Annotated in this window: 19 protein-coding genes and 2 tRNA genes; 15 read left to right on the forward strand and 6 right to left on the reverse strand. The window is 53.5% G+C overall.

Features of this window, described 5'->3' with window-relative positions; all coding sequences use genetic code 11:
• Positions 1-58: 58 nt before the first annotated feature.
• The 4 genes from DMP11_RS05305 to DMP11_RS05320 all read left to right on the forward strand — a co-directional run bounded on the left by DMP11_RS05305 (position 59) and on the right by DMP11_RS05320 (position 2403).
• Positions 59-1129: a TraX family protein gene (locus DMP11_RS05305; protein WP_123185465.1), complete on the forward strand. Its 1071-nt coding sequence runs from the start codon at positions 59-61 to the stop codon at positions 1127-1129.
• Positions 1130-1257: 128 nt separating this feature from the next.
• Positions 1258-1334, forward strand: a tRNA-Ile gene (locus DMP11_RS05310).
• A gap of 85 nt (positions 1335-1419) precedes the next feature.
• Positions 1420-1495: transfer RNA gene (locus tag DMP11_RS05315), tRNA-Ala, on the forward strand.
• 410 nt (positions 1496-1905) lie between these two features.
• The gene (locus DMP11_RS05320) at positions 1906-2403 is read left to right on the forward strand and encodes a bifunctional nuclease family protein (protein WP_123185466.1); all 498 of its coding nucleotides are present in this window, start codon (positions 1906-1908) and stop codon (positions 2401-2403) included.
• 86 nt (positions 2404-2489) lie between these two features.
• Here the strand turns inward: DMP11_RS05320 and gyrA are convergent, their stop codons facing one another.
• The 4 genes from gyrA to dnaN all read right to left on the reverse strand — a co-directional run bounded on the left by gyrA (position 2490) and on the right by dnaN (position 9837).
• Positions 2490-5261 carry a DNA gyrase subunit A gene (gene gyrA / locus DMP11_RS05325; RefSeq protein WP_123185467.1) on the reverse strand — a complete coding sequence of 924 codons (2772 nt, stop codon included), beginning with the start codon at positions 5259-5261 and terminating at the stop codon, positions 2490-2492.
• Between the two features lie 163 nt (positions 5262-5424).
• Positions 5425-7371, reverse strand: coding sequence for a DNA topoisomerase (ATP-hydrolyzing) subunit B (gene gyrB / locus DMP11_RS05330; RefSeq protein WP_123185468.1), 1947 nt, complete (start codon positions 7369-7371; stop codon positions 5425-5427).
• Between the two features lie 256 nt (positions 7372-7627).
• Positions 7628-8716, reverse strand: coding sequence for a DNA replication/repair protein RecF (gene recF, locus DMP11_RS05335; RefSeq protein WP_123185469.1), 1089 nt, complete (start codon positions 8714-8716; stop codon positions 7628-7630).
• A gap of 20 nt (positions 8717-8736) precedes the next feature.
• Positions 8737-9837, reverse strand: coding sequence for a DNA polymerase III subunit beta (gene dnaN, locus DMP11_RS05340; RefSeq protein WP_123185470.1), 1101 nt, complete (start codon positions 9835-9837; stop codon positions 8737-8739).
• A 726-nt stretch (positions 9838-10563) separates the two neighbouring features.
• On the opposite strand from dnaN, the gene DMP11_RS05345 reads away from it, so the two are divergent.
• The 10 genes from DMP11_RS05345 to DMP11_RS05390 all read left to right on the forward strand — a co-directional run bounded on the left by DMP11_RS05345 (position 10564) and on the right by DMP11_RS05390 (position 19515).
• A complete protein-coding gene (locus tag DMP11_RS05345) occupies positions 10564-11640 on the forward strand; it encodes a helix-turn-helix domain-containing protein (RefSeq protein ID WP_123185471.1) in 1077 nt (358 codons plus the stop codon).
• Between the two features lie 138 nt (positions 11641-11778).
• Positions 11779-13311: a chromosomal replication initiator protein DnaA gene (gene dnaA, locus DMP11_RS05350; protein WP_123185472.1), complete on the forward strand. Its 1533-nt coding sequence runs from the start codon at positions 11779-11781 to the stop codon at positions 13309-13311.
• 351 nt (positions 13312-13662) lie between these two features.
• The gene (gene rpmH, locus DMP11_RS05355) at positions 13663-13797 is read left to right on the forward strand and encodes a 50S ribosomal protein L34 (RefSeq protein WP_123185473.1); all 135 of its coding nucleotides are present in this window, start codon (positions 13663-13665) and stop codon (positions 13795-13797) included.
• 13 nt (positions 13798-13810) lie between these two features.
• Positions 13811-14179 (forward strand): ribonuclease P protein component, encoded by a 369-nt coding sequence (gene rnpA / locus DMP11_RS05360; RefSeq protein ID WP_123185474.1) that lies wholly within the window; start codon positions 13811-13813, stop codon positions 14177-14179.
• Positions 14180-14195: 16 nt separating this feature from the next.
• Positions 14196-14414 carry a membrane protein insertion efficiency factor YidD gene (gene yidD / locus DMP11_RS05365; protein ID WP_235869402.1) on the forward strand — a complete coding sequence of 73 codons (219 nt, stop codon included), beginning with the start codon at positions 14196-14198 and terminating at the stop codon, positions 14412-14414.
• 37 nt (positions 14415-14451) lie between these two features.
• Complete coding sequence (locus DMP11_RS05370) at positions 14452-15228, forward strand: YidC/Oxa1 family membrane protein insertase (RefSeq protein WP_123185476.1); 777 nt, start codon at positions 14452-14454, stop codon at positions 15226-15228.
• Between the two features lie 56 nt (positions 15229-15284).
• Positions 15285-15836, forward strand: a complete 552-nt coding sequence (locus DMP11_RS05375) for a Jag family protein (protein ID WP_123185477.1) — start codon at positions 15285-15287, stop codon at positions 15834-15836.
• Between the two features lie 101 nt (positions 15837-15937).
• Positions 15938-16606 carry a 16S rRNA (guanine(527)-N(7))-methyltransferase RsmG gene (rsmG, locus tag DMP11_RS05380; protein ID WP_123185478.1) on the forward strand — a complete coding sequence of 223 codons (669 nt, stop codon included), beginning with the start codon at positions 15938-15940 and terminating at the stop codon, positions 16604-16606.
• Between the two features lie 970 nt (positions 16607-17576).
• Positions 17577-18344: a ParA family protein gene (locus tag DMP11_RS05385; RefSeq protein WP_183621492.1), complete on the forward strand. Its 768-nt coding sequence runs from the start codon at positions 17577-17579 to the stop codon at positions 18342-18344.
• Positions 18337-19515, forward strand: a complete 1179-nt coding sequence (locus tag DMP11_RS05390; protein WP_235869395.1) for a ParB/RepB/Spo0J family partition protein — start codon at positions 18337-18339, stop codon at positions 19513-19515. Before DMP11_RS05385 ends, DMP11_RS05390 begins: the two co-directional genes overlap by 8 nt.
• Before the next feature lie 497 nt (positions 19516-20012).
• Here the strand turns inward: DMP11_RS05390 and rlmN are convergent, their stop codons facing one another.
• On the reverse strand, positions 20013-21041 hold the full coding sequence (rlmN, locus tag DMP11_RS05395; RefSeq protein WP_123185491.1) for a dual-specificity RNA methyltransferase RlmN: 1029 nt from the start codon (positions 21039-21041) through the stop codon (positions 20013-20015).
• A 105-nt stretch (positions 21042-21146) separates the two neighbouring features.
• Between rlmN and DMP11_RS05400 the strand changes: the two genes are divergently transcribed.
• Positions 21147-22085, forward strand: a complete 939-nt coding sequence (locus DMP11_RS05400) for a D-alanine--D-alanine ligase (protein ID WP_235869397.1) — start codon at positions 21147-21149, stop codon at positions 22083-22085.
• 7 nt (positions 22086-22092) lie between these two features.
• On the opposite strand, the gene DMP11_RS05405 is transcribed toward DMP11_RS05400, so the two are convergent.
• The gene (locus tag DMP11_RS05405) at positions 22093-22731 is read right to left on the reverse strand and encodes a hypothetical protein (protein ID WP_123185481.1); all 639 of its coding nucleotides are present in this window, start codon (positions 22729-22731) and stop codon (positions 22093-22095) included.
• Positions 22732-22746: the final 15 nt, after the last annotated feature.

Below are 22746 nucleotides of genomic sequence, written 5' to 3' on the forward strand. Positions count from 1 at the left end.
CTAGGATTTCCGGTTAAGGCAAAGGCGCGGGGCGGAAACCGGCGAGGAGCGGCAGAACATGGGCGAACGACAATCGGCACCGGGCGGGTTTGACGGGTTTGGGCTGAAGGCGACCGCCATCGTTGCCATGACCTGCAACCATGTGGCCAACGTGTTCGCGGGGCAGCTGCCGGCTGCGGTGCTGTATCCCTTGTTCGCGGTGGGCGGCCTCACCTTCCCCATCATGGCGTTTTTGCTAGTGGAGGGCTATCACCATACCTCTAATGTGGGGAAGTACGCGCTGCGGTTGGCCATCTTCGCCTGCGTGGCCCAAGTGCCCTACTCGCTGTTATGGGGCGCGGTGCCCAATGTGCTGTTCACGCTGTTGGTGGGGTTGGGGGCGCTGTGGCTCCATGGCAAAATGGGCCGCAACCCTCTGTTCCTGCTGGTGCTGATGGCGGCGGCGCTGCTCACCTTGCCCTTCGACTGGGGATGCATCGGCGTGCTGTTGGTATTTTTGTTCCACGTGGTACGGCCGGAAGACGAAGCGGGCGCGGCCGGAGGCGGAACAGGGCCTTCTTTGAGGTTTGCCACGGGGCGGAGAATTGCCGCCGCCATGCTTGTGCCCTACCTGGCCATCGGCCTTCCGGCACTGTTGGAGCTGCCGGGAGCCTTGGAGGGCGGCGTTCAGGCCCAACCGGTAATGGCTGCAGCTCAACCATCGGCTGTGCTTGATGCGCAAAACGGCACAGCGGGCGGCCCGACAACGGCAGCGGCTGAAGCGGCAGGCGGCGAATCCCCTGTCACCCCCTTGGCCACGGCCTCGACCGACAGCGACGACAACTCCCTCGGCAACCAGGCTGCCGACTTCGCCGCCCATACCGCCGAGAACATGGTGCCTTTCTCGTTGGATAGCCTCATTGCCGGCGACGCCTCCCCCCACACTGCCAACACCATCGCTCAGGCTGGGCACTTGGCCGAAGTGTGGGGCAACATCGGGTATGCCTTCGTGGGCTTCACCTTGGCCATTGTGGTGCTGAGCTGCTACAACGGCCAACGGGGGCGGCCTATGAAGTGGTTTTTCTACGGCTACTATCCCGCGCATCTGCTGATTATCTGGTTAGTACGGGCATTTTTGCTGCCAGGCTAGCACTCCGCTCCGCGCCTTTTTCGCCGTCGGGGCGGCTTTTCTGCGTTTTCGCCGCCATTTGCCAATAACCTTAATTTTTGCTTGACCCCCATCGGTTAGGGGGTTAATATATTCAAGCACTTTTTCAAGGGCCCGTAGCTCAGTTGGTTAGAGCGCACGCCTGATAAGCGTGAGGTCGCTGGTTCAAGTCCATTCGGGCCCACCATTTTTTGCGATAAACGCTCCACCGTGAGCCGAGTTAGCCGGTGGAGCGTTTATTATTGTTACGGGGAATTGTGCAGAACCCAATCGGGGCATTAGCTCAGCTGGGAGAGCGCGGGCTTTGCAAGCCTGAGGTCAGGGGTTCGATTCCCCTATGCTCCACCATCCATCCTACGGTCGCTCACGCGACCGTTTTTTTATTGTGAGACGAAGGGACAACCCTAATGTCTCATTGTGACAAGGGGGCGTTCACTTTTGTCACGGCACCCGCAGCGCAACTGGGGCTGGGCCGACCCGGCGGGTCGGAGCGAGGTCCGGCCAAGCGGAGCAGAGGGGAAATCCACTCGCCCCCCGCCAGGGCGAGTTAGTTCCCCTCGTGCGGAGCGTCGAGCGCAGGCCCGGCGGGTCGACCCACCCTCCAGAAACGCAAAAGGCAGAGATAGCGGCACGGCCCTGCGATGGCCAACGTGACAAAAGTGAACGTCCCCCTGTCACGATACGAAAACCTGACATTAACCCCGTCCCCTGTCAGGTTATGGGACAATGGGAAGGTATTTTGGCTGATTGGAGTTGAGATGATTCCTTTGCGCGTACTTACCTTGGTGGTGCCGGGGCAGGGCCAACCGGCGGTGCTGGTGCTTGAACCCTCCGACGACAAAGGGCTTACCGAGGCGCGCATCATCCCCATATGGATTGGCACCCACGAGGCGGCGGCGCTGGGCATTGCCCTTGAGCAGGTGAAGTTGCCGCGCCCCGCCACCCATGATTTGCTGCTGGACGCCATCACAAACCTGGATGCCACCATCGATCACGCCGTAATCACCGACATGCGCGGCCAAACCTTCCACGCAAATCTGGTGCTGAAGCAAGGGGACCGCACCATCACGCTGGACGCGCGCCCCACCGACGCCATCTCCCTAGCCATCCGCCAAGGTGCCCCTTTCTACATGGAGGACAGCCTGATGGAGAAAGCCTCCTACCCCTACGTGTTCAAAGAGGCACGGGACGAGGAAACCGAGTTCGAGGAATTCCGCCAATTCTTGGACGGCATCGCTCCGGAAGACTTCAAGTAAAGGGAAAGGGCCCGCGGGCCCTTTCCCTTTGGTTCAAAAGAAGAGCATTTGCGCTCCCCTACCGACTGTTGGCAATTTCCGAGACTCTAGTCCAGGTCGTCTTCGCCCAAGGCGCCGGCTTCGCTTTCGGCCTCAAGCTCTTCCATCTCTTCCTTGTCGATGTCGGCGCCTTCCTCGGCAGTCTTCGCCTTGCGCTTCTTGCCAGTAGAGGAAATGGCCACCGCCACTACGCGGTCTTTGTCGGCCACCTTCATCACACACACGCCTTGAGTGGAACGGCCCAGTTCGGAAATGCCGCTGACAGGAGTGCGCACCACAACGCCTTCCTCGGAGATAATCATGATTTCATCTTCGGGGCCCACGATCTTCATCACCGATAGCAAGCCCTTCTTCTGGGTCATGGTGATGGTGTACACGCCCTGGCCGCCGCGATGGTGGCAGGGATATTCGCTCACCGGAGTGCGCTTGCCGAAGCCCTTCTCGGTAATCACGAACAGGTCGGTGTCGGGGCGGGCAATCTCCATGCCCAGCACGTGAGCGTCGGCCGGCACCGTCATGCCGCGCACGCCCATGGTGTCGCGACCCATGGCGCGGGCTTCTTCCTCGTCCCACATGATGGCCTTGCCAGCACTGGACACCATAATCACCTTCTGACCCTGGGCCACACGGCGCACCGCAATCAGGTGGTCGTCGTCGCGCAGGTTGATGGCAATCAGGCCGTCTTTGCGAATGTTCGCAAATTGCTTCATGGCCGTCTTCTTCACCATGCCCTGTTCGGTGGCAAACATGAGGAATTCGTTTTCAGGGAATTCCTTGGTAGCGATAACGGCGGAAATGGTTTCGCCCTTCATCAGCGGTAGTAAGTTCACGATGGCGGTGCCGCGGGCATGACGGCTGGCCTCGGGAATCTCGTAGGCCTTCAGGCGATACACCTTGCCGGCGGTGGAGAAGAACAGCATGTAGGAATGGTTGGAGGCCACAAACAGGTGCTCCACGAAGTCGCTTTCTTTGAGGTTGACCCCCTGCATGCCCTTGCCGCCGCGCTTCTGCTGACGATAGGTGGTAACGGGGAGGCGCTTGATGTAGCCGGCCTTGGTCATGGTGATCACCATGTTCTCGTCGGCGATGAGGTCCTCCACGTCGATTTCCTTGGCCTCGGCGGTGATGCGGGTGCGGCGCGGGGTGCCGTAGCGCTTCTTCACATCCTGCAGCTCTTCTTTGATGATCAGGCGCACTTCGCGCTCGTCGGCCAGCACGCGCTTGTAGTAGGCAATCTTCTCGCGCAGCTCGGCCAACTCTTCTTCGATCTTCTCCCGTTCCAAACCGGTCAGGCGGCGCAGGCGCATCTCCAAGATGGCGTCCGTCTGCTTCTTGGAAAGGCCGAAGCGCGAAGTGAGGCGCTTGGCGGCTTCTTTGTCGGTTTGTGACGAGCGAATGATGGAGATGACTTCATCGATGTTGTCCAGCGCCACAATGTAGCCGTCCAGAATGTGGGCGCGTTCCTCAGCCCGGGCCAGCTCGTAGCGGGTGCGGCGGGTAACCACGTCTTTCTGGTGCTCGATGTAGTAGTACAGGATTTCCTTCAGCGTCAGCAGGCGCGGGGTGTTTTCCACCAGCGCCAGCATGTTCATGCCGAAGCCGGTTTGCAACTGAGTGTGCTTGTACAGCTTGTTTAGCACCACTTGCGGCACTGCGTTCGACTTCAGGTCGATAATGATGTCGATGCCGTGGCGGTCGGCCGCGTCGTGGATGTTGGAAATTTCCGGCAGCTTCTTGTCGCGCACCAGCTCGCCCAGCTTCTCCAGCAGGCGCTTGCGGTTCACCATGTAGGGAATTTCCTTCACCACAATGGAGTAGCGGCCGTTTTTGCGCTCTTCTATGGAGCACTTGGCGCGCACGGTGAGGTTGCCATGGCCGGTTTCATAGGCGTCCAAAATGCCCTGACGGCCGGTGATGATGCCGCCGGTAGGGAAGTCGGGGCCGGGCATAACCTGCAACAGTTCCTCGGTGGTCACATCGGGGTTGTCGAGCATGAGGCAAGTGGCGTCGATGGATTCCCCCAGGTTGTGCGGGGGAATGTTGGTGGCCATACCCACGGCGATGCCGTTGGAGCCGTTCACCAGCAGGTTGGGGAAACGGGCCGGCAGCACCTTAGGCTCTTGCAGGCTTTCGTCGTAGTTGGGTTGGAAGTCTACGGTTTCCTTCTCCAGGTCGCGCAGCAGTTCCATGGCGGCCTTGTCCAGGCGCGCCTCGGTGTAACGCATGGCGGCGGCGGAGTCACCGTCGATGGAGCCGAAGTTGCCGTGGCCGTCAATCAGCGGCAAACGCATGCTGAAGGGCTGGGCCAGGCGCACCATGGTGTCGTACACGGCCGAGTCGCCATGGGGGTGGTACTTGCCAATCACGTCGCCCACGGTACGGGCCGACTTCATGTGCGGCTTATTGGGGGTGTAGCCGCTTTCATTCATAGCGTACAAAATGCGGCGATGTACCGGCTTCAGGCCGTCACGCACATCCGGCAGGGCGCGGGACACAATAACTGACATGGAATATTCCAGGAAGGAAGACTGCATCTCCTTGCCCAGAAATGCCGCGCGCACCGTGGTGCCTTCGCCGCCGTTGGCGCCTTCGATGATGGATCCGTGGGGGTTGGGCATGTCCACAATCAGGGAGCGGGCGCGCTCTTCTTCGGAAATAACGTGGTCCACGTCCGTTTCCTCTTCGATGGTGGAAGAGGCGGATGTCACCTCGGCTTCCTCATCGCCCTCACTGTCATCTTCCTCGGCGCGTGCCAGCAGGCGCTCCAAGTTGTCTACGTTCTCGCGATCCTCGTCGAAGCGATCGTCATTTTCAGCCATAAGTTCCCTTTCTTTCCTGGGAATTTTCTTGCCCTTTTTAATACCTCGTTGGGTGGAGAAGAGGCCGAAGGATTACCTTCGGCTTTCTCCCCGCTTTTTTTTTCGTAGGGCAGAGATTCTATCTCTGCCCTACGAATCTCGGCTGTTCCTTTCGGCGCTCTTCTTAAATGTCCAGGAAGCGCACGTCGCGGGCGTGCTTCTGAATGAACTCCTTGCGGGGTTCTACCTGGTCGCCCATCAATTCGGTCACTACGCGCTCGGCTTCCACGGCATCATCGATGCTCACCTGCAGCAGGGTGCGGGTGGCCGGCTCCATAGTGGTTTCCCATAGCTGCTCCGGGTCCATCTCACCCAGGCCCTTGTAGCGCTGCACGTCGAACTTCGATGGGTCGTCATATTCCGCCAACGTGGAAGAGAGGGCCTTTTCGTCGTAGATGTAGCGCTCGATTTTCGGGTTGCGGGAGTTCTTCTTCTTTAGGCCGAAAATGGGCGGCTGTGCAATGTAAATGTAGCCACGGTTGATCAGCTCCGGCATATAGCGATAGAAGAAGGTGAGCAACAGACAGCGGATGTGGGCGCCGTCCACGTCGGCATCGGTCATGATGATGATGCGGTGGTAACGGGCCTTGTCGGCGTTGAAGTCGTCGCCGATGGAGGTGCCGATGGCGGTGATTAGCGAACTGATGGTGTCGGAGGTAAGGGAGCGGTGAAGGCCCGCCTTCTCCACGTTGAGGATTTTACCGCGCAAAGGCATGATGGCCTGGTACTTGCGGTCGCGCGCCTGCTTGGCGGAGCCGCCAGCGGAGTCACCCTCTACAATGAAGATTTCGGACACCGACGGGTCCTTCGACGAGCAGTCCGCCAGCTTGCCCGGCAGCGCGAACGAGTCCATCACGTTCTTGCGGCGGGTCATCTCGCGGGCCTTGCGGGCGGCTTCGCGAGCCTTCAGCGCCTGAGCCGCTTTCGACACGATGCGCTTGGCGGGCGCCGGGTTCTCCTCCAGGTATTCCGCCAGACCGCGCATCACGGCGTTTTGCACCAGCGGGCGAATTTCGGTGTTGCCCAGCTTGGTTTTCGTTTGGCCCTCGAACTGCGGATCGTGCAGTTTCACGGAAATGATGGCAGCCAATCCTTCGCGGGCGTCGTCGCCGGAAAGGTTCGCGTCCTTCTCCTTCAAGATGCCCTTCGAGCGGGCGTACTCGTTGATGGTGCGGGTGATGGCATTTTTGAAACCATCCAGATGGGTGCCGCCCTCGTGGGTGTTGATGTTGTTGGCGAACGCCAGCACCGAATTAGTGGAGTAGGAAGTGGACCACTGCAGGGCAATTTCCACGGTGCCGTCGGCGTTTTCCGCCTCAAAATAGATGGGGCGGTTCAGGGTTTCCTTGCCCTCGTTCAGGTACTTCACGAAGTCAACGATGCCGCCGGCCGCCTGGAACACCTCGGTGCGGGGCTCCCCTTCGGCGTCGGTCACGCGCTCGTCGCGCAGGGTAATCTTCAGCCCCTTGTTTAAAAACGCCATCTCACGGAAACGGGTGGCCAGCGTGTCAAAATCGTACACGGTGGTCTCGGTAAAGATGAGCGGGTCGGGCCAGAAGGTAACAGTGGTGCCGGATCGCTTCGCGGACCCAATCTTGTGCAGCTTCGTGGCGGTTTTACCATACTCGAAGTCAATCTCGTACTCCACGCCATCGCGGCGCACGCGCACCACAACTTTCGAAGAAAGGGCGTTCACTACCGACACGCCCACGCCGTGCAGGCCACCGGACACTTTGTAGCCTTCGCCGCCGAACTTGCCGCCGGCGTGAAGGATGGTGAGCACCACCTCCACTGTGGGGATTTTTTCTTTCGGGTGCTTGTCCACGGGAATGCCGCGGCCGTTGTCCTCGACGGTAATCGAGTTGTCCTTGTGGATGGTCACGATAATGTTGTCGCAGAAGCCGGCCAAAGCTTCGTCAACGGAGTTGTCCACCACCTCGTACACCAAGTGGTGAAGGCCACGGGGGCCAGTGGAACCGATGTACATACCCGGGCGCTTGCGGACCGCTTCCAGTCCCTCCAGCACCTGAATATCGGATCCATCGTAATGACTACCTGGTTTTTCGGCCACAGTTACGCTCCTTTTCCCAGATACACGGGGCGCATACCCCTTTGAAACATAAATAAATGCACCTGCGAATGCGGCGCATTAGTGCTGGTATTCTAACATATTATTCACACCGTTTTCATTAAGCGGCTCTTGCGGCGCCATTTAAGCCCCGTGAAGGCACTTTTGCAGTGCTATTTGAGTTATTTCCCGTTTTTTCTATCAAAAGCCAGTTTACGGGGTTCTGGTGCGCATTTTTTTTGATAGGCGGCTTCTAGTTCTACAAATGCACCAGTCGCGCGCTTTCCAGAAGGCTGCTCTCGAAGTATTCCAGATGGGTAGTTGTGATGAATGTCTGCACGTCTTGGTTGATGTAATTCAGAATGGCCCTGCGGCGGTCTCCATCCAATTCGCTCATCACGTCGTCCAGAAGCAGCACAGGTTTCACGTGCAACACTTCCTCCACCATGGCCACTTCCGCAAGTTTTTCCGCCAGCACCAACGACCTTTGCTGACCTTGGCTTGCAAAGTCGGCCGCGGGCATGCCTTTCACTTGGAAGTTGATTTTATCGCCATGGGGACCCACCAGGCTTTTCCCCCGCGCCATTTCTTGCGGCAAGGCAGCTACCAGTTTTTTCGCCAGCGCCTCTCTGAGCTCATCGCGACTTTTGGAAACCAATTCCTCCCCTTCGCCATAATCTCCCAGCGGCGCATAGATTACTGCCGCTTCTTCCCCATCGGCTATCTCGCGGTAGCGCTGCTCTATAACGGGGAAGAACCGGTGCGCCAAAGCGGCGCGGTAGGCAATCAGCTGGCTGCCGCATATGGTGAGCATTTCGTTCACGCTTTCCAGCAGCAGCGGATCGGCTCCTTCCTTCAGCAGTTTGTTCTTGTGCTGCACCACTTTCTCGTAGTCTTTACTTATAAGATAGTGGTTTCGGGAAAGCTGGCACCCCAACGCATCCAAACTGCGGCGCCGCAAGGACGACGGCCCCTTCACCAACTGCAAATCGTCGGGGGTGAACACCACCGACGGTAACGTGCCCATGAAATCCACTGCCTTTTTACGGTTGCCGTTGAGGGAAAATTTTTTACTGTGGCCCGTCATCTGCAACTGCACATCCAGATGGCGGCCATCGCCGGTGATCAGCCCGTTCAACCGAGCTTCACTCTCGCCCCATTTCACCATCTGGGAAATGAGAGGGTGGCGAAACGAACTCGCCGCCGTCAGCAATTGGATGGCTTCGATGAGATTGGTTTTCCCCACCGCGTTGTTCCCGATGAATATAGTAAGGGGCCCAATCTCCTCAAGAGAAAACTGGGAATAGCTGCGGAAATTGTGCAGCTCAAGTTGGGTGAGAGTTAACATAGCCGCTCTCGGCCCCGGGCCTACGGAATGCGCACGGGCATGATGAGGAACAGGTAGTTCTCCGGTCCGATTGCCCGCAAGATGCCCGGTTTTGTGGAGGATTGCAGTTCCAAATACACCTCGTCCCCTCCAACGCCGGCCAAACCTTCCAAGGCGTAGGCGAAGTTGAAGGCAATTTCCATGTCATCGCCCTCGATGGAGGCCGACACAATTTCCTTCGCCGAACCCACGTCCTGGGTCATGGCGGAAACCTGCAGCGTTTGAGAGGCAGCATTCAAATCAAAACGCACGGGCGAGGAGGAATTACCCATCAGCGATGCGCGCTTGATGCTGGCCGCTAAATCGCTCACCTGCAGCCGAGCGCGGGTGCTATACCCATCGGGTAGCAACTTTTGGTACGGAGGATACTGTCCTTCGATGCGACGGTTCACAAATACTGTTTCGCCGCAGCGCACCAGTATTTGGTTCTCCGCCAAAGCCAGCGTGATAGGGTCTTCAGTTTTGGGCAACCCCGCCAAATCCAGCATGAAGCCACCGGCAATAACGCATTCAAAATCTTCCACCTCGCCCGCTTGCACCGCAACGTCGGTGATGGCAAGCCTGTAAGAGTCGGTGGCCACCATGCGCAGGCGTCCATTCTCATAATTCACCAGAACGCCGGTGAGAATGGGACGGCTTTCGTCCCGCGACACGTTGCGGGCCACTTTTTTCACCATCGAGGAAAACATGGGGAACTCCACAGAAATTTCCTGAGAGGTTTGCACGTGGGGGAACCCGGGGAAGTCGTCGGGGTTCAGCGCCTGGATGGCAAACGACGATTTGTCGCAGGTGATGTAGGCCTCTTCATGGGTGGCGCTCACGGTAACCGAGGCGTCCGGCAAGCTTTTTACAATGTCACCGAACAACTTGCCCGGCAAAAGGGCTGTTCCCTCCTCTTCCACCAGCGCCATCACCGTGTGGCGAATGGACAGATCCAAGTTGGTGGTTTCCAGTGTGAGCTGGTTGCCTTGGGCCTTCAGGTACACACCAGCCAGGGACGGAAGAGTGGAACGGGTAGAGATGCCCTTCGATACCACTGCCAGCGCATTTTGCAATTCGCCTTTATTGATGCTGAATTTCACAAGAGGCCCCTTTTTCGTCCTTATTCATCGATGGGGTTCATTATAAACGGCGCAGGCGGCCCCACACCATAGAGTTGTTCCGATGGCTCTCTATTTCCAATAATGACCTGTCCCATAATGTTTTTGCTCTTAGTTATTCACATTTTCAACCGCTATTTTGTGGAAAATGTTGAAATTAAAGGAAAAAGAAGGGCTTATACGGGCCTTCTGCCGTGAAAAACAAATTTTAAGGTTTTCCACATACCGTTCGGCGAAGGAATTTCAAAAAACTTTTTTCTATTATTTTCCTTCAAACTTTAAACTTGACCTGCGGTTTTATCATTACTTTCACTAAAGAGAACAAAGATTCGTGTTGACAGATGAGTCAGTTGGTGAATGGGGAAAACCATCGTTTCGCTAGAGTTTACCCACCTGGTAAAACCTTTCCCGAGTCAAAAATCAAGAAGTTTTTTTAACCATTTCCAATTTTCCTTCTCTTTTTTCTCTCTTTTCTGCGCAGTTTTTTCTAGGTTTTCCCCATTTAATGAACAAATTGTTGAAAACTATGAAATACGCCAGTTCAAGCCATATTTCTTTTTCCACATCCCGGAAAAAAGATTTTTCTTCCTAGGAATATTTCTTCCCTTATAATTTCTTTCTGGGAAAAATGCGTGAAAGCAGTTAACAAACCTTTCGTAACTCTCAAAACATACCAGGTAAACGCAGTATTTTGAAAGGAACCCAACCGTGAGCCCCTCCACCGCCCCCTCCCAACCCTTGAACGAGGAATCACTTGAAGCTCCCTTTGACTTCTCTTTCGTGAATACCACTGCCCGCATTGCTATTTATGACGACCTTCGCAGTGCCCCGCGCGTAGTGGAAATTCCTCCCGCTGAAACAGGATTGTTTATCGAAAATCTGGCTTCAACTATCTATAACCAAGCGCGCACCTCCGGCGGATCTATCCCTTACACTGTGATAAGAGAGGTTTCGGAAAATTTTATCCATGCCCGCTTCCAGGAAATCATCGTCTCCATCATGGACAACGGCAACACCATCCGATTCGCCGACCAAGGTCCGGGAATTGCATCGAAGGACAAGGCACAACTACCGGGATTCTCTTCCGCGGTGGAACCCATGAAGCACTACATTCGCGGCGTTGGCAGCGGGCTGCCTATCGTTAAGGACTATCTGGATGTAAGCCACGGGTCCATCACCATTGAAGACAACCTCAATTGCGGATCGGTAATCACCATCAGCCTCGAGAAGGAACTTTCTCCTGTTGTGGCGGCGCCTGCGGGTGCCCCCAGTTCTTTGGCCGCCGCGCCGCAGCCTCCATCTCCGGCAATTCCGTCGGCAGGGGATGAAGCTGCCTACCAAATGCTCCCCACAGAACAACCGGCGGGGGCGATGCCAGTAAACCCGGCCGCTCCCTATCCGGCTGCCGCGGCGCCGGTGAACCAACCGATGCCCTATTACGGCGCTGCCTACCCCCAACAAAATACCTATGGACAACCGGCCGCATACCCCGCGCCGGCAGCTTACCCTTACAGCACTGCGCCCACCCATCAGCGGGCACTCGGTCACACCGTCATTCCCCATCTCAGCGAAAACGCCCGCACCGTGTTGCGCCTGCTCAACAACGAAAGCGGCCCTTTGCGCATCACCGACATAACCGAGTGGACGGGCATCGCCCCTTCCAGCACCTACAAGATACTCTCCCAATTGGAAGACCAGGGCCTCATAGCCCGCGATTTGGTGAACACGAAGCTACGCACCTTGACCGATATTGGTTACCAAGTAGCCCAGGCGTTGCACGACTAGTATTTTCCACTGATTTTTCCACCAAATTTTTGCAACAATTAACAGCTTGTCTCACCTAGACACAATGGGAATATGTTATCTTGACTCACTGAGTTTTCAACAATGTACTAAAAACACAGCATCTCAAGGAGTAAAACTATGGACAGCAGCCTTCTTAACGACTACTGGCAAAATGTTTGGCGGATAGTCAAAGAATACGACTCTGTTGACGCTTCCCAAGTAGATGCTTTCTTCGCCCGCCTCCACCCCCAGGTAATCAGCGAAGGCTTCTTTATGCTCACCGCTGAAAACGAATTTTTGAAAAACTGGGTGGAAGCCCACTATCTGCCTTTTATCAGCCAAGCACTGCAAGATATGTTTGAAGTACCTTTCAATGTGGTGCTGGCTATCGACTCCGCACCGGCAGCCCCTGTGGCTGCACCGGCGGCGGTGGTTGCACCGAGCCCCGCCCCCTCAGTCGCGGCTCCGGTCCCCGCAGTCCCCATTGCCCCGCCGCTGCAGCCCTACAATACCAGGCCAGCCAACACCACAGCCACCGTGTACGAAGAAGCTCCCGCCGCCGCCCCAACCCAAACAGCTGCGCCGCAGGAAAACGCCAGTGGGGATGGCACGTCATCCCGCGTTTCCACATCCACGTTTGAAAACTTCGTCATCGGCGATTCAAACCGTATGGCCTACTCAATGGCACTGGCCGTGGCGGAAAACCCCAGCAAAGAGCCGCTGAACCCTTTGTTCATCTACGGGAAAAGCGGCCTGGGAAAAACCCATCTGATGAGGGCCATCGAAAACTACATTCGCGATTCGCGCCCCTACCTGCGCACCTTGTATGTGGATGCCGCTGACCTGCTGAACGACTACACAATTGCCAGTACCACCCACGACACCGAGAAAAACAGTTTCGTCAACTTCAAGAAGCGCTACGAGGACGCCGATGTGCTGTTGATCGACGACATTCAGCACCTGCAGGGAAAAAAACAAACCCTCAATATCGTGTTCCAGATTTTCAACCGGCTGCGCGACATGAATAAACAGATTGTCCTTTCGGCTGACCGTGCCCCTAAAAATATCGACATCGATGAGCGTTACTCGTCCCGATTCTCAAGCGGAGGCACCGTTGACATCCAGCCGCCGGAGATTGAGACAAAACTTGGCATCATTCGCCTTTTCATCAACGAATACCAGCGCAACGCCGGCGGCGACTCCATCGTCATCCCCGACGACGTGCAGCTGTTCATCGCGGAAAACTCCAGCCCAAATATCCGCGAGCTGAAAGGCGCGGTCACCACGGTCATCTACCACATGACCTATTTCGGAAAAATTTCCATGACCGCCGACGAGTTAAATACGCTGCTGGCCAGCCATTTCACCGGTGGTCCTACCCGCAACCTCACCATCGACGACATACAGAAAGAAGTGGAAAAGTACTTTCATGTGAAACATACCGACATGTTGTCATCGAAGAGAAGCCGCGACATCGCCTATCCACGCCAAATCGCCATCTTCCTCTGCCGTCAGATGCTTGATGTTCCCTTCGCCACCATCGGTAAACGCTTCAACCGCGATCACAGCACCGCAATGCACTCTTACACTTCCATAGAGAAGAAGATCAACCAGTCTCGAGAAGTGCGAGAGGAAATCGAAAACATCAAGCAGATGATTATGGAGGGTTAATTACCCAGTGGAATCAGCGGGCTTTCGTTAGGAAAAGCAGTGGAGCAAAACTACGGCTTCATGGACCATTGTGGAAACCCAGGCGTACCCCGAAGCGTTTTGCTCACCTTGAAACCTTCAATGCCAACTGGGATTACTTTCATTTTCCTTTTTTCCACCGTCCTTATTAAGATGATGATGCTTTATTTTTTAGAGAAGCCAGGAGCCAGCGTTCATTCCCTCTGAATCCCTTTGATAACCGCCATTCCCTCCAAGCGGAAGAAATGCAAGGAAAGAAAAATTACTAGTTGACTTAATAAAATCGGGCGTTACAATTTCGAAGTTACACTTTTTACCAGGAAGGGTAGAAACATGAAACGTACTTATCAACCGAACAACCGTAAGCGTGCAAAGTGCCACGGCTTCCGCGCCCGCATGTCTACCAAGGGTGGTCGCGCTGTTCTGGCCGCACGCCGTGCCAAGGGTCGCAAGCGTCTGTGTGTGTAAAACAGGCAGTTCGTTGGAAACAATTAAATCCAGCAACGATATTTCTTCTTTATTCGAGTGCGGCAAGAGATTTAAGTCTCCTTACATCACTTTTATAGTTAGCGCCCGAGAATCATCAACTGAAGAAGAACCCTTTACACACGGCCCTCAGGGTCGTGTTGCTTTTATTGCGGGAAAAAAACTTGGCAACGCGGTATGGCGCAACAGGGCGAAGAGGCGCATGAGAGCAATTTGCTGCGATCTTGGCGGCCCTTGGCCCGGCTCCGATATTGTTTTCTTAGCCAAAAGCGCCGTAACACGGGAAACTTATAGTAAAGTTCTTACCACATGTGGCAAGACGCTTTCGAGGGCGGGATTTTCCGTTGAAATTGAAGCCGAATGATTTGTTGAAGCCGCTGGTGCGCATTCCTACGTGGATTGCCATTGGCGTTATCATTTTTTATCGGTTTTGCATTTCTCCCCTGTTCCCATCCTGCTGTCGATTCGTCCCCACCTGCTCTCAATACGGTTTGACGGCATTTAAGCGCTATGGGTTCATGAAAGGGCTCAAGCTGACATGCAAGCGAATCATGAGATGTCGCCCTGGCGGACCTCACGGTTACGACCCGGTGCCATAGCTCACTGGTTCGCTCAACATGTGCGGAAGGATTTGATATGTGGGATTGGTTTAAGGATTGGATTTTCTCCATCATCCAATTTTTCTATGGCTTCTGTCATGACTGGGGCCTGGCCATCATCATCATTACGGTGTTGTTTCGTATTTTGGTGGCGCCACTCATGCACAAGCAGGCGAAATCCAACTACCAGATGCAGAAGATTCAACCGAAGATTCAGGATCTGCAGAAGCGCTACGCCAACGATCCCCAGCGTCAGCAAGAGGAGATGCAGAAACTCTACGCGGAGGCTAAGTTCAATCCTCTGGCCGGTTGTTTGCCCATGCTGTTGCAGATGCCGATCTTCGTTGCCTTGTTCCAGGTGCTTCGAGAGATGGGACAACGCGAGGAAGTTCAGGATTACTGCTTCTACAATATTGTTCCCAACCTGGTTATGACCCCCCAGCAGGCGCTTGAAGTGGGATTTGGAACATTTGTTCCCTATGTCATTCTCATGGTTATCTTTGCAGGTGCCACATTCCTTCCCATGGTTATGATGCAGCTGAAGTCGGAAAACACTCAGCAGCGCAATCAAACTCTCATCATGGGCGGCGTCATGAGTTTGTTCATGCTTTGGATTTCTTGGAGTTCCCCCGCTGGCGTGCTTTTGTTCTGGGGCGCCTCTTCCTTGATCGGCATTGCCCAGAACCAAATTACCTTGGCCATGTGTCGCAAGGAAGATGCCCGCAAGGAAGAAGAGCAGGTCATTGAAGTTAAACCGGTGGAAGTGAATGTGACGCGCAAGGAAAAGAAGAAGCGCCCCACTAAGAAAAAGTAGTTTCCTATGAAGCCTCGTTTTTGGGGCTTCTCCATCTTATAGAGACAGGAGAACCTATGGCTGAAGAAGAGATCATCGAGTCAGCAGAGCTTGATGAAGTTTCTGAAGAAGTAGTTGAGGACCCTGAAGAGGGCGTTGTTTCTGATGAGATGCTCGACCAGATTGCGGACACTGGTATTTCCGTAATTCAGGACATTCTTGAGCATTTTGACGTTGGTGAAATCACCATCGATGAGTACGAAGGTGATGAGGGTGAGTTGATTCTTGACATCACCGGGGATGATCTTGCCGTACTCATTGGTCGTCATGGCCGCAACTTGGATGCTCTTCAGTTCATGGTTTCAACCATCTCCATGCGCAAGCTTGGTATGCGTTACCCTCTGGTAGTTGATGTTGAGGGTTACAAGAATCGTCAACGCGCTAAGTTGGAATCCATGGCTCAATCCACCGCTAATCGCGCAGCCAGCTCCGGTCGCAGTGTTAAGATGCGCCCCATGACTCCGTATGAGCGGCGCATCATCCATATTGCCCTTCGCGGCGACGATCGGGTGACCACCTGCTCTGAAGGAGAAGGTCCTGCTCGCCATGTAGTTGTGTTCCCTAAATAAGCAACTGCTCCTTTGTATTGCCTAGGCCCCGAAAGGGGCCTTTCTTTTGCCTGGCTGTTTGTATACTCTATCCTGGTTACCAATTCCCAAAGGAGCCATTGATGTTAGAGCTCGACAAATCTGATCAGCTGATTGACGCCTATCTGGCATATATTCTGGAAGCCAACCAAAGAATCAATCTCACGCGAATCACAGATTTGGATACCGCTAAAATCCTTCACGTAGAAGACTCCCTCGTTCCTTTGCAGGATATAATTTCCGCGCCTGAAGGGTTGTATGGCGATATGGGAACTGGCGGTGGCTTTCCTGGTGTTCCCATTGCGGTCAAATCAGGACGTAAAGCTGTGCTCATCGATTCCGTAAAGAAGAAAGTAAATGTTGTTCAAGAAGGCGTTGATTCCCTCGGACTTTCGAATCAAATTGATACTTACGGTGGTCGTATTGAGGAGCTTGCTAAAGAGAGGAAAGGAGCCTTTGCTGTTTTAACAGCTCGTGCAGTTACTCAACTTGTTTCCTTAATTGAATTAGCATCGCCTTTGTTGAAAATTGGAGGCCAACTCATTTGCTATAAAGCACAAACTGAGCAAAGTGAAATTGATCTTGCGTTGAAAGTTTGTCCCAAAGTCGGTATGAAGTTAATAAAAGACTACTCTACGGTTCTCAGTGATGGCAACACGCTGCGCCGAATCTTCGTTTTCGAGAAGGTATCTCCAGCTCAACTCAAACTTCCACGTAAAATTGGAGCAGCCCAACATAATCCACTCTCGTAATGTTTCACGTGAAACAAATTGAATCGTAGTTTTCAATGTTTCACGTGAAACATTGAGCTTATTTGCAAGTTAAAGATCTTATCCCTGCCTTTTCTCTTTTCATAGCAGGGGGAAGGGCGGGGGCAGCCCAAGTCGCTCAGACAGTCCTGCTTTGGGAAAAGCGCCACCGGCGCTTTTCCGTCGTGCGGAACTCGCTTTGTTGGACCACCCCCGCCCTTCCCCCGCACAGCTGCATTGCATGACGAGGGAAGGGGATGATGCCGGGTTTCCGGAGGCTGGGCCGACCCGACAGGCCTGCGCTCGACGCTCCGTACGAGGGGAACTAACTCGACCTTCGGTCGAGTGGATTTCCCCTCTACTCCGCTTGGCCGGACCTCGCTCCGACCCGCCGAGTCGGCCCAGCCAGGATGCATCGCAGGTCGGATTCGTAGGGCAGAGATTCTATCTCTGCCTAAATGGACGGCCCGCCTGGGCAGCGGCTTCATACCTGACGGGTCGGCCCACCCTCCAAAACCTATTTCATCGGTTTTCTTTTAACCACTCACACAAAAGCACTGTATAAATCTTCAGTGAGTGAAAAATAGCTGTTGTACTGGGGCTCTCTGTCCTATATCCTGTTCAATCGTATGAATGATGCTCAGTGTTTCACGTGAAACACCTCCTAATTCAGGGAATTACTGCTTATAGGCAGTTGATTTTGATAGGAATATAGGTAATTAGCCTATTGAGGTATTTTTATAGGAAGTAGGAGGTAGATGTGGGTATCTTTGATGGCAAGAAGCGAGAAAAACCCTCAGATGAGGTGATTTCTTCTCAAATTGAGGATCAGATTGAGGAGTCGGTTGATTCCCCTGAAGAATACGTGGTAACTACTCGTGAGATTGATGAGGTTACCTCTCCTGTTGATAATGAGGGTTATGAACCCACTCAATTGAAGAAATACGCTGATAAGAAACCTGTTACTCACGCTATTGGGCAAACTAAAGTGATTGCTGTGTTGAATCAGAAGGGTGGTGTGGGTAAATCTACTACTTCCATTAACCTCGCAGCGGCCCTTGGTGCCATGAATAAACAGGTGTTATTGGTGGATTTGGATCCCCAGGGTAACTCTTCCAGTGGGTTGGGTATTGATAAGGGCCTGGTGGAATCTTGCATTTACAACGTTCTTCTTGATGATGTGCCACTTCAGGATGTGATTATCCCGGATGTATGCGAGGGATTGGATGTTGCGCCGGCAACCATCAACCTTGCTGGTGCTGAAGTTGAGTTAGTGTCCGAGATGGCCCGTGAGAATCGCTTGAAGGATGCGGTTGGTCAGATGCGGGGCAAGTACGACTATATCTTTATTGATTGTCCCCCTTCTCTGGGTCTCTTAACGGTGAATGCCCTTGTTGCGGCTGATAAGCTGCTGATTCCCATTCAATGTGAGTTTTATGCACTTGAAGGTGTGACAAAACTCCTCGATTCAATGAAACGTGTCAAAACCCGTTTGAATCCCAGCCTCGAGATATCCGGTGTTCTTCTTACTATGTACGACAATCGAACCACTTTGTCTAAACAAGTGGTTGATGAAGTAAAAAGTTACTTTGGTCGTACTGTGTTTAACACCCTGATTCCTCGTACGGTTAAACTTTCTGAGGCTCCGAGTTATGGTATGCCTATTACTGAATATGATCCCCGAGGTAAAGGTGCGATTTCCTATATTGAGCTTGCGAAGGAAGTGATTAGTCGTGGCTAAGCCTAATAAAAGTGGTTTGGGTAGAGGGCTCAGTTCCCTGCTGGGAGACTCTTATGAGAGTGCTCGTCCTGCGCAGCCCCATAAGGCAGCTCCTCGTTCTGAGGAGAAGAAGACAGAATCCGGTTCGGCAAAGGCTCCTGTCCCCTCGCAACAGCGCGAGAGGGTTGTGGTTGAGCTTGGTGAAATAGATGAATATGACCCTATCCTTGAGCCAAGGACAATTCAATCCAGAGACGCTGTAATACCCCTAGAAGGCGCGAAAGGTGAAAACCCTAGCAAACCCCCTACTAGTGTTGCTAAAACGTCTCCTGCAGTCTCAAATCAGCGCCCTGAAGGCGTGATGAAAGGGGTACCTGCCGAGCAGGCAAGGGTTGTGTCTCGCGCCTCTCAGAACGCAAATGAGATGGATATAACCAAAATTAAGCCAAATCCCGATCAGCCCCGTACGAACTTCAAAGAAGAAGATTTGGAAGAGCTTGCCTCCTCGATTAAAAAGGATGGTTTGCTGCAACCGATCATTGTGCGCGAGGTGGCTGACGGCACCTATCAAATTATTGCCGGTGAGCGCCGTTGGCAAGCTTCCCAGAGGGCGGGGCTTAAAAAGGTTCCCGTCATCATCAAAGAAGCCGACAATGACAAAGCTCTTGAGTTGGCCCTTATTGAGAACATTCAGCGTTCCGATTTGAATCCCATTGAAGAGGCTTACGGATATCGCCGCCTTATGGAACGCAAGGGAATGACTCAAGCGGAAGTGGCCCAAGCAGTTTCCAAGGGGCGTTCAACTGTTGCGAATCTTCTCCGTCTGCTTGATTTGCCTGAAGAGGCACAGCGGATGCTTTTCGATGGGGAGATTACCGAAGGTCATGCTCGTGCGATCCTCTCCATTAAGAATGAAGTTGCACAGGAGAAGCTCATTGAGAAGTTGAAAGAGCAGAGACTCACTGTGCGTGAAACTGAGCAACTCGCTCGTCTTTTCTCTGGTAAAGAGATGAGTTCCGACCAACCTTCTCCTCGTCAACCTTTGCCTACTGCTTATAAGAAAGTTGCCAAGGCGCTTCGCGATGTTTTGCAGACTAACGTACGCATTAAGAGTGCAAAAGGTAAAAACAAGATTGAAATTGAGTTTACCGACGAAGATGATTTGCGCCGTATTTTTGATGAGATAGCGTAGCGCGAGCTTCAGGTTTTGATTTGCAAAGGAGTGTTTCACGTGAAACACTCCTTTTTTTTATAGCTTGCAATTGGTTATTTGGAGCAGGGGGGAAGGGCGGGGCGGTCCAAGTCGCTCAGACAGTCCTACTTTGGGAAAAGCGCCACTGGCGCTTTTCCGCCGTGCGGAACTCGCTTTGTTGGACCACCCTCGCCTTTCCCCCGCACAGCTGCACTGTACTCTTTTAATGAGATATACATTCTTGCTGGATTGAGTTGCCGGGTCGGCCCAGCCAGGATACTGTTGCAGGTTGAATTTATAGGGCAGAGATTTTATCTCTGCCTAAACGGACGACTTGCGTAGGGTAGCGATTTCAGGCCGAGATGATATTCCGTTCCCTTGATGGCCTGTGCGAAAAGAGCATATGTCCCGACACGCCTACAAAACGGTGGTTTTAGGCGGAGATAGAATCTCTGCCTTGCGAAGATGATTTGAGGCATTAGGGTTGTCCCTTTGTCTCAGATGAGTTTGTTTTTGAGTTGGCCGCAAGCTCCGTCTATGTCTGCGCCTTTGGAATGGCGGATGGTGGTTTCTATTCCTACTTTGTTTAATTCGTTGGACCAGTGATTGACGGTTTCCGGCGCAGGTGGTTTGAAAGGGGAGCCATCAACGTTGTTTACGGACAAGAGGTTAATGTGACAGAGTAAATCGCTTGCATAGGCCTTAAGGGCTGCAAGATGGAGATTGCTATCGTTGATGCCCTTAATGAGAAGGTATTCGAAAGTGATGCGGCGATTTGTGTGATCGATGTATGCCTGCAGGGATTGTTTCAATTTATCGAGAGGCTGGCTCTTCACGCGTGGCATCAGTGAATCGCGATCTGATTGAATTGCGCTGTGTAGGGAAATTGCCAAAGTGAATTGGAATGGTTCTTTGGCGAATTTCTCAATTCCTTCCAAGATGCCGCATGTAGACACTGTGATGTGGCGCGCACCGATGTTGAAGGACTGAGAATTGTTTATCTCTTTCAGCGCCATGAGCAAGTTCTCGTAATTGAGGAATGGTTCGCCCTGGCCCATCACTACCACATTGGAAACCGGCTGTTGGAAATCTCTCTCGACAACCGTAATTTGGTTAGTGATTTCATCGGCGTTAAGATTGCGAGTGAAGCCTTCCTTACCGGTGGCGCAAAACTGGCAGGCCATCGGGCAACCAACTTGAGAGGATACACATACCGTAAGCCGTTGATCGTTACGGGAGGGGATGCCGACAGTTTCAATAAGTGCGCCATCGGAAAGTTGTAGTACGTATTTCCGTGTGCCGTCTTGAGAAACCTGGCGATTGATCACGGTAACTGCGGGCAAAGGATAACGGGATTCAAGATGATCTCGAAACGCCTTGGGTAAGTTGGTCATTTCTTCGTAACTGAGTGCATGGTGTTTATGCAGCCATTCGTACAGTTGTTTGGCGCGAAATCTAGATTGACCCGCCTCGGCGGTTATAGCCGCCAGCTGGTCGAGTGAATATGTTCTGATGAGGTTTTCCATGAGGGCATTATAGTAATCTTGAAACAGGTACAGTGACTGCAAAAAGCTTCCAAGGGTATTTGGTATACTTGCAGCCCATTGTGATGGCGAATGAAAGGTGAAACCGTGATTAACCCTGCTGATTGCAAAGTTGCACTTCTGTGTGGAGGTAACAGCAACGAGCGCGAAATTTCCCTTGCATCGGGGGCAGGCGCCCTTCAAGCGTTGGAAGAAGCAGGTTTCAAGGTAATGCGGATTGATCCTTCCGAGAAATCAGAATTGAAAATCCTTTTGGAAGAGCCCTTCGATGTAGCTTTTCTTTGCATGCACGGCAAAGGCGGCGAAGACGGAACGCTGCAGGGCATGCTGGAAATTCTAGGAATACCGTACACATGTTCTCATTCTTTGGCCAGTGGTATTGCTATGGACAAAGGCCTGTCCAAAATGTTCTATCACAAAGCAGGCGTGCCCACTCCTTGCTCTGTAACCGTGAACAAAGGCGAGGATGTAAACGTTGAGCAGTTGGTGAAGGAAGTGGGGCCGCGTTCGGTGGTGAAGCCGGCCACTGAGGGAAGCGCCCTGGGCATTTACATGACCGATACGCCGGAATCGGTACAGGAGGCGCTGGCCAAGGTTCACGAAATCGACGACCAAGCACTGGTGGAAACGTTCATTGAGGGTACCGAACTGACGGTGGCGGTGGTGGGCAATGAGAATCCACAGGCACTTCCGATAATTGAGATTGTGCCCCGCGGGGAATTCTACGATTTTGATTCCAAATATGCTCCCGGTGGATCGCAGCACATCATTCCGGCGCGCATCTCGGATGATTACACGGCTCTGGTGCAGGATTTGGCGGTAAAGGCCCATAAAGCGCTGGGATGTTCGGGGGTTTCCCGTACCGATGTCATTTTGGATACCGTCAACGGGCAGGCCTGGGTGTTGGAAACCAACACTATTCCCGGTATGACCGCCACTTCGCTATTGCCGGATGCAGCGCGTGCAGCGGGAATTTCGTTCCCCGAGCTGTGCACCCAGTTGATCGAGTATGCGCTGGAGGCTTAAGAAGGCCCTACTGGGCGCCGCAGGAAACGAAGCCCCAGATAATCAGTGCCACCAGCCCCAGTAAGACGGCCCAGCTGATAATGTAGCAGCCGATGTTGCCCTTGCGCCCCTGTTCAACCACGCCGTCCATCAAGGAGCGGCGTTTTTTCAGGAACACGGTGCCCTTGTCCAGGGTGGGGTAGGGGATGTTCTTCTCCGGCAGCCAGGCGCCCTGCGCATCAATCACTTGTTGCACGCCGTCTGGGGTAAGGGTGATGTTTGGGTGCACCCCTTCGCCAATCTTCTTCGCCACGGCATCGGCGAATTTTTGGAAGGCCTCGCCTTCAACTGCGGGATAAGCGATAACCGCCATCTCTCCCCAGTAATGGCCCGGTTCCGGGTTTTCGGTGAACGCCACAAACGACAGAATAGCGGTGAGAGTGAGCCCCTTCGCCTTCAAAAGGCTTAGCTTGCGCGAGAATTCGCCATCAAAGAAGCCGATGCGGGCGTTAAAGCGATTCACCAGCCAACCGCGGTGCTGCCCGTCCACCAGCTCTAGTTGAATTTGATACTGGTCACCGATGATGTTGTCGGCCCCAAGCAAAGCCCCTGCATCCTTCTTGGAAACGGTTTCGAATCTTTGATAAGTTCCAAAATACTCTTGCACGAGGGCCTTCTTTCC

The sequence above is a fragment of the Parvibacter caecicola genome (genome assembly GCF_003725335.1).
In the GTDB taxonomy this organism is placed as follows: Bacteria; Actinomycetota; Coriobacteriia; order Coriobacteriales; family Eggerthellaceae; genus Parvibacter; species Parvibacter caecicola.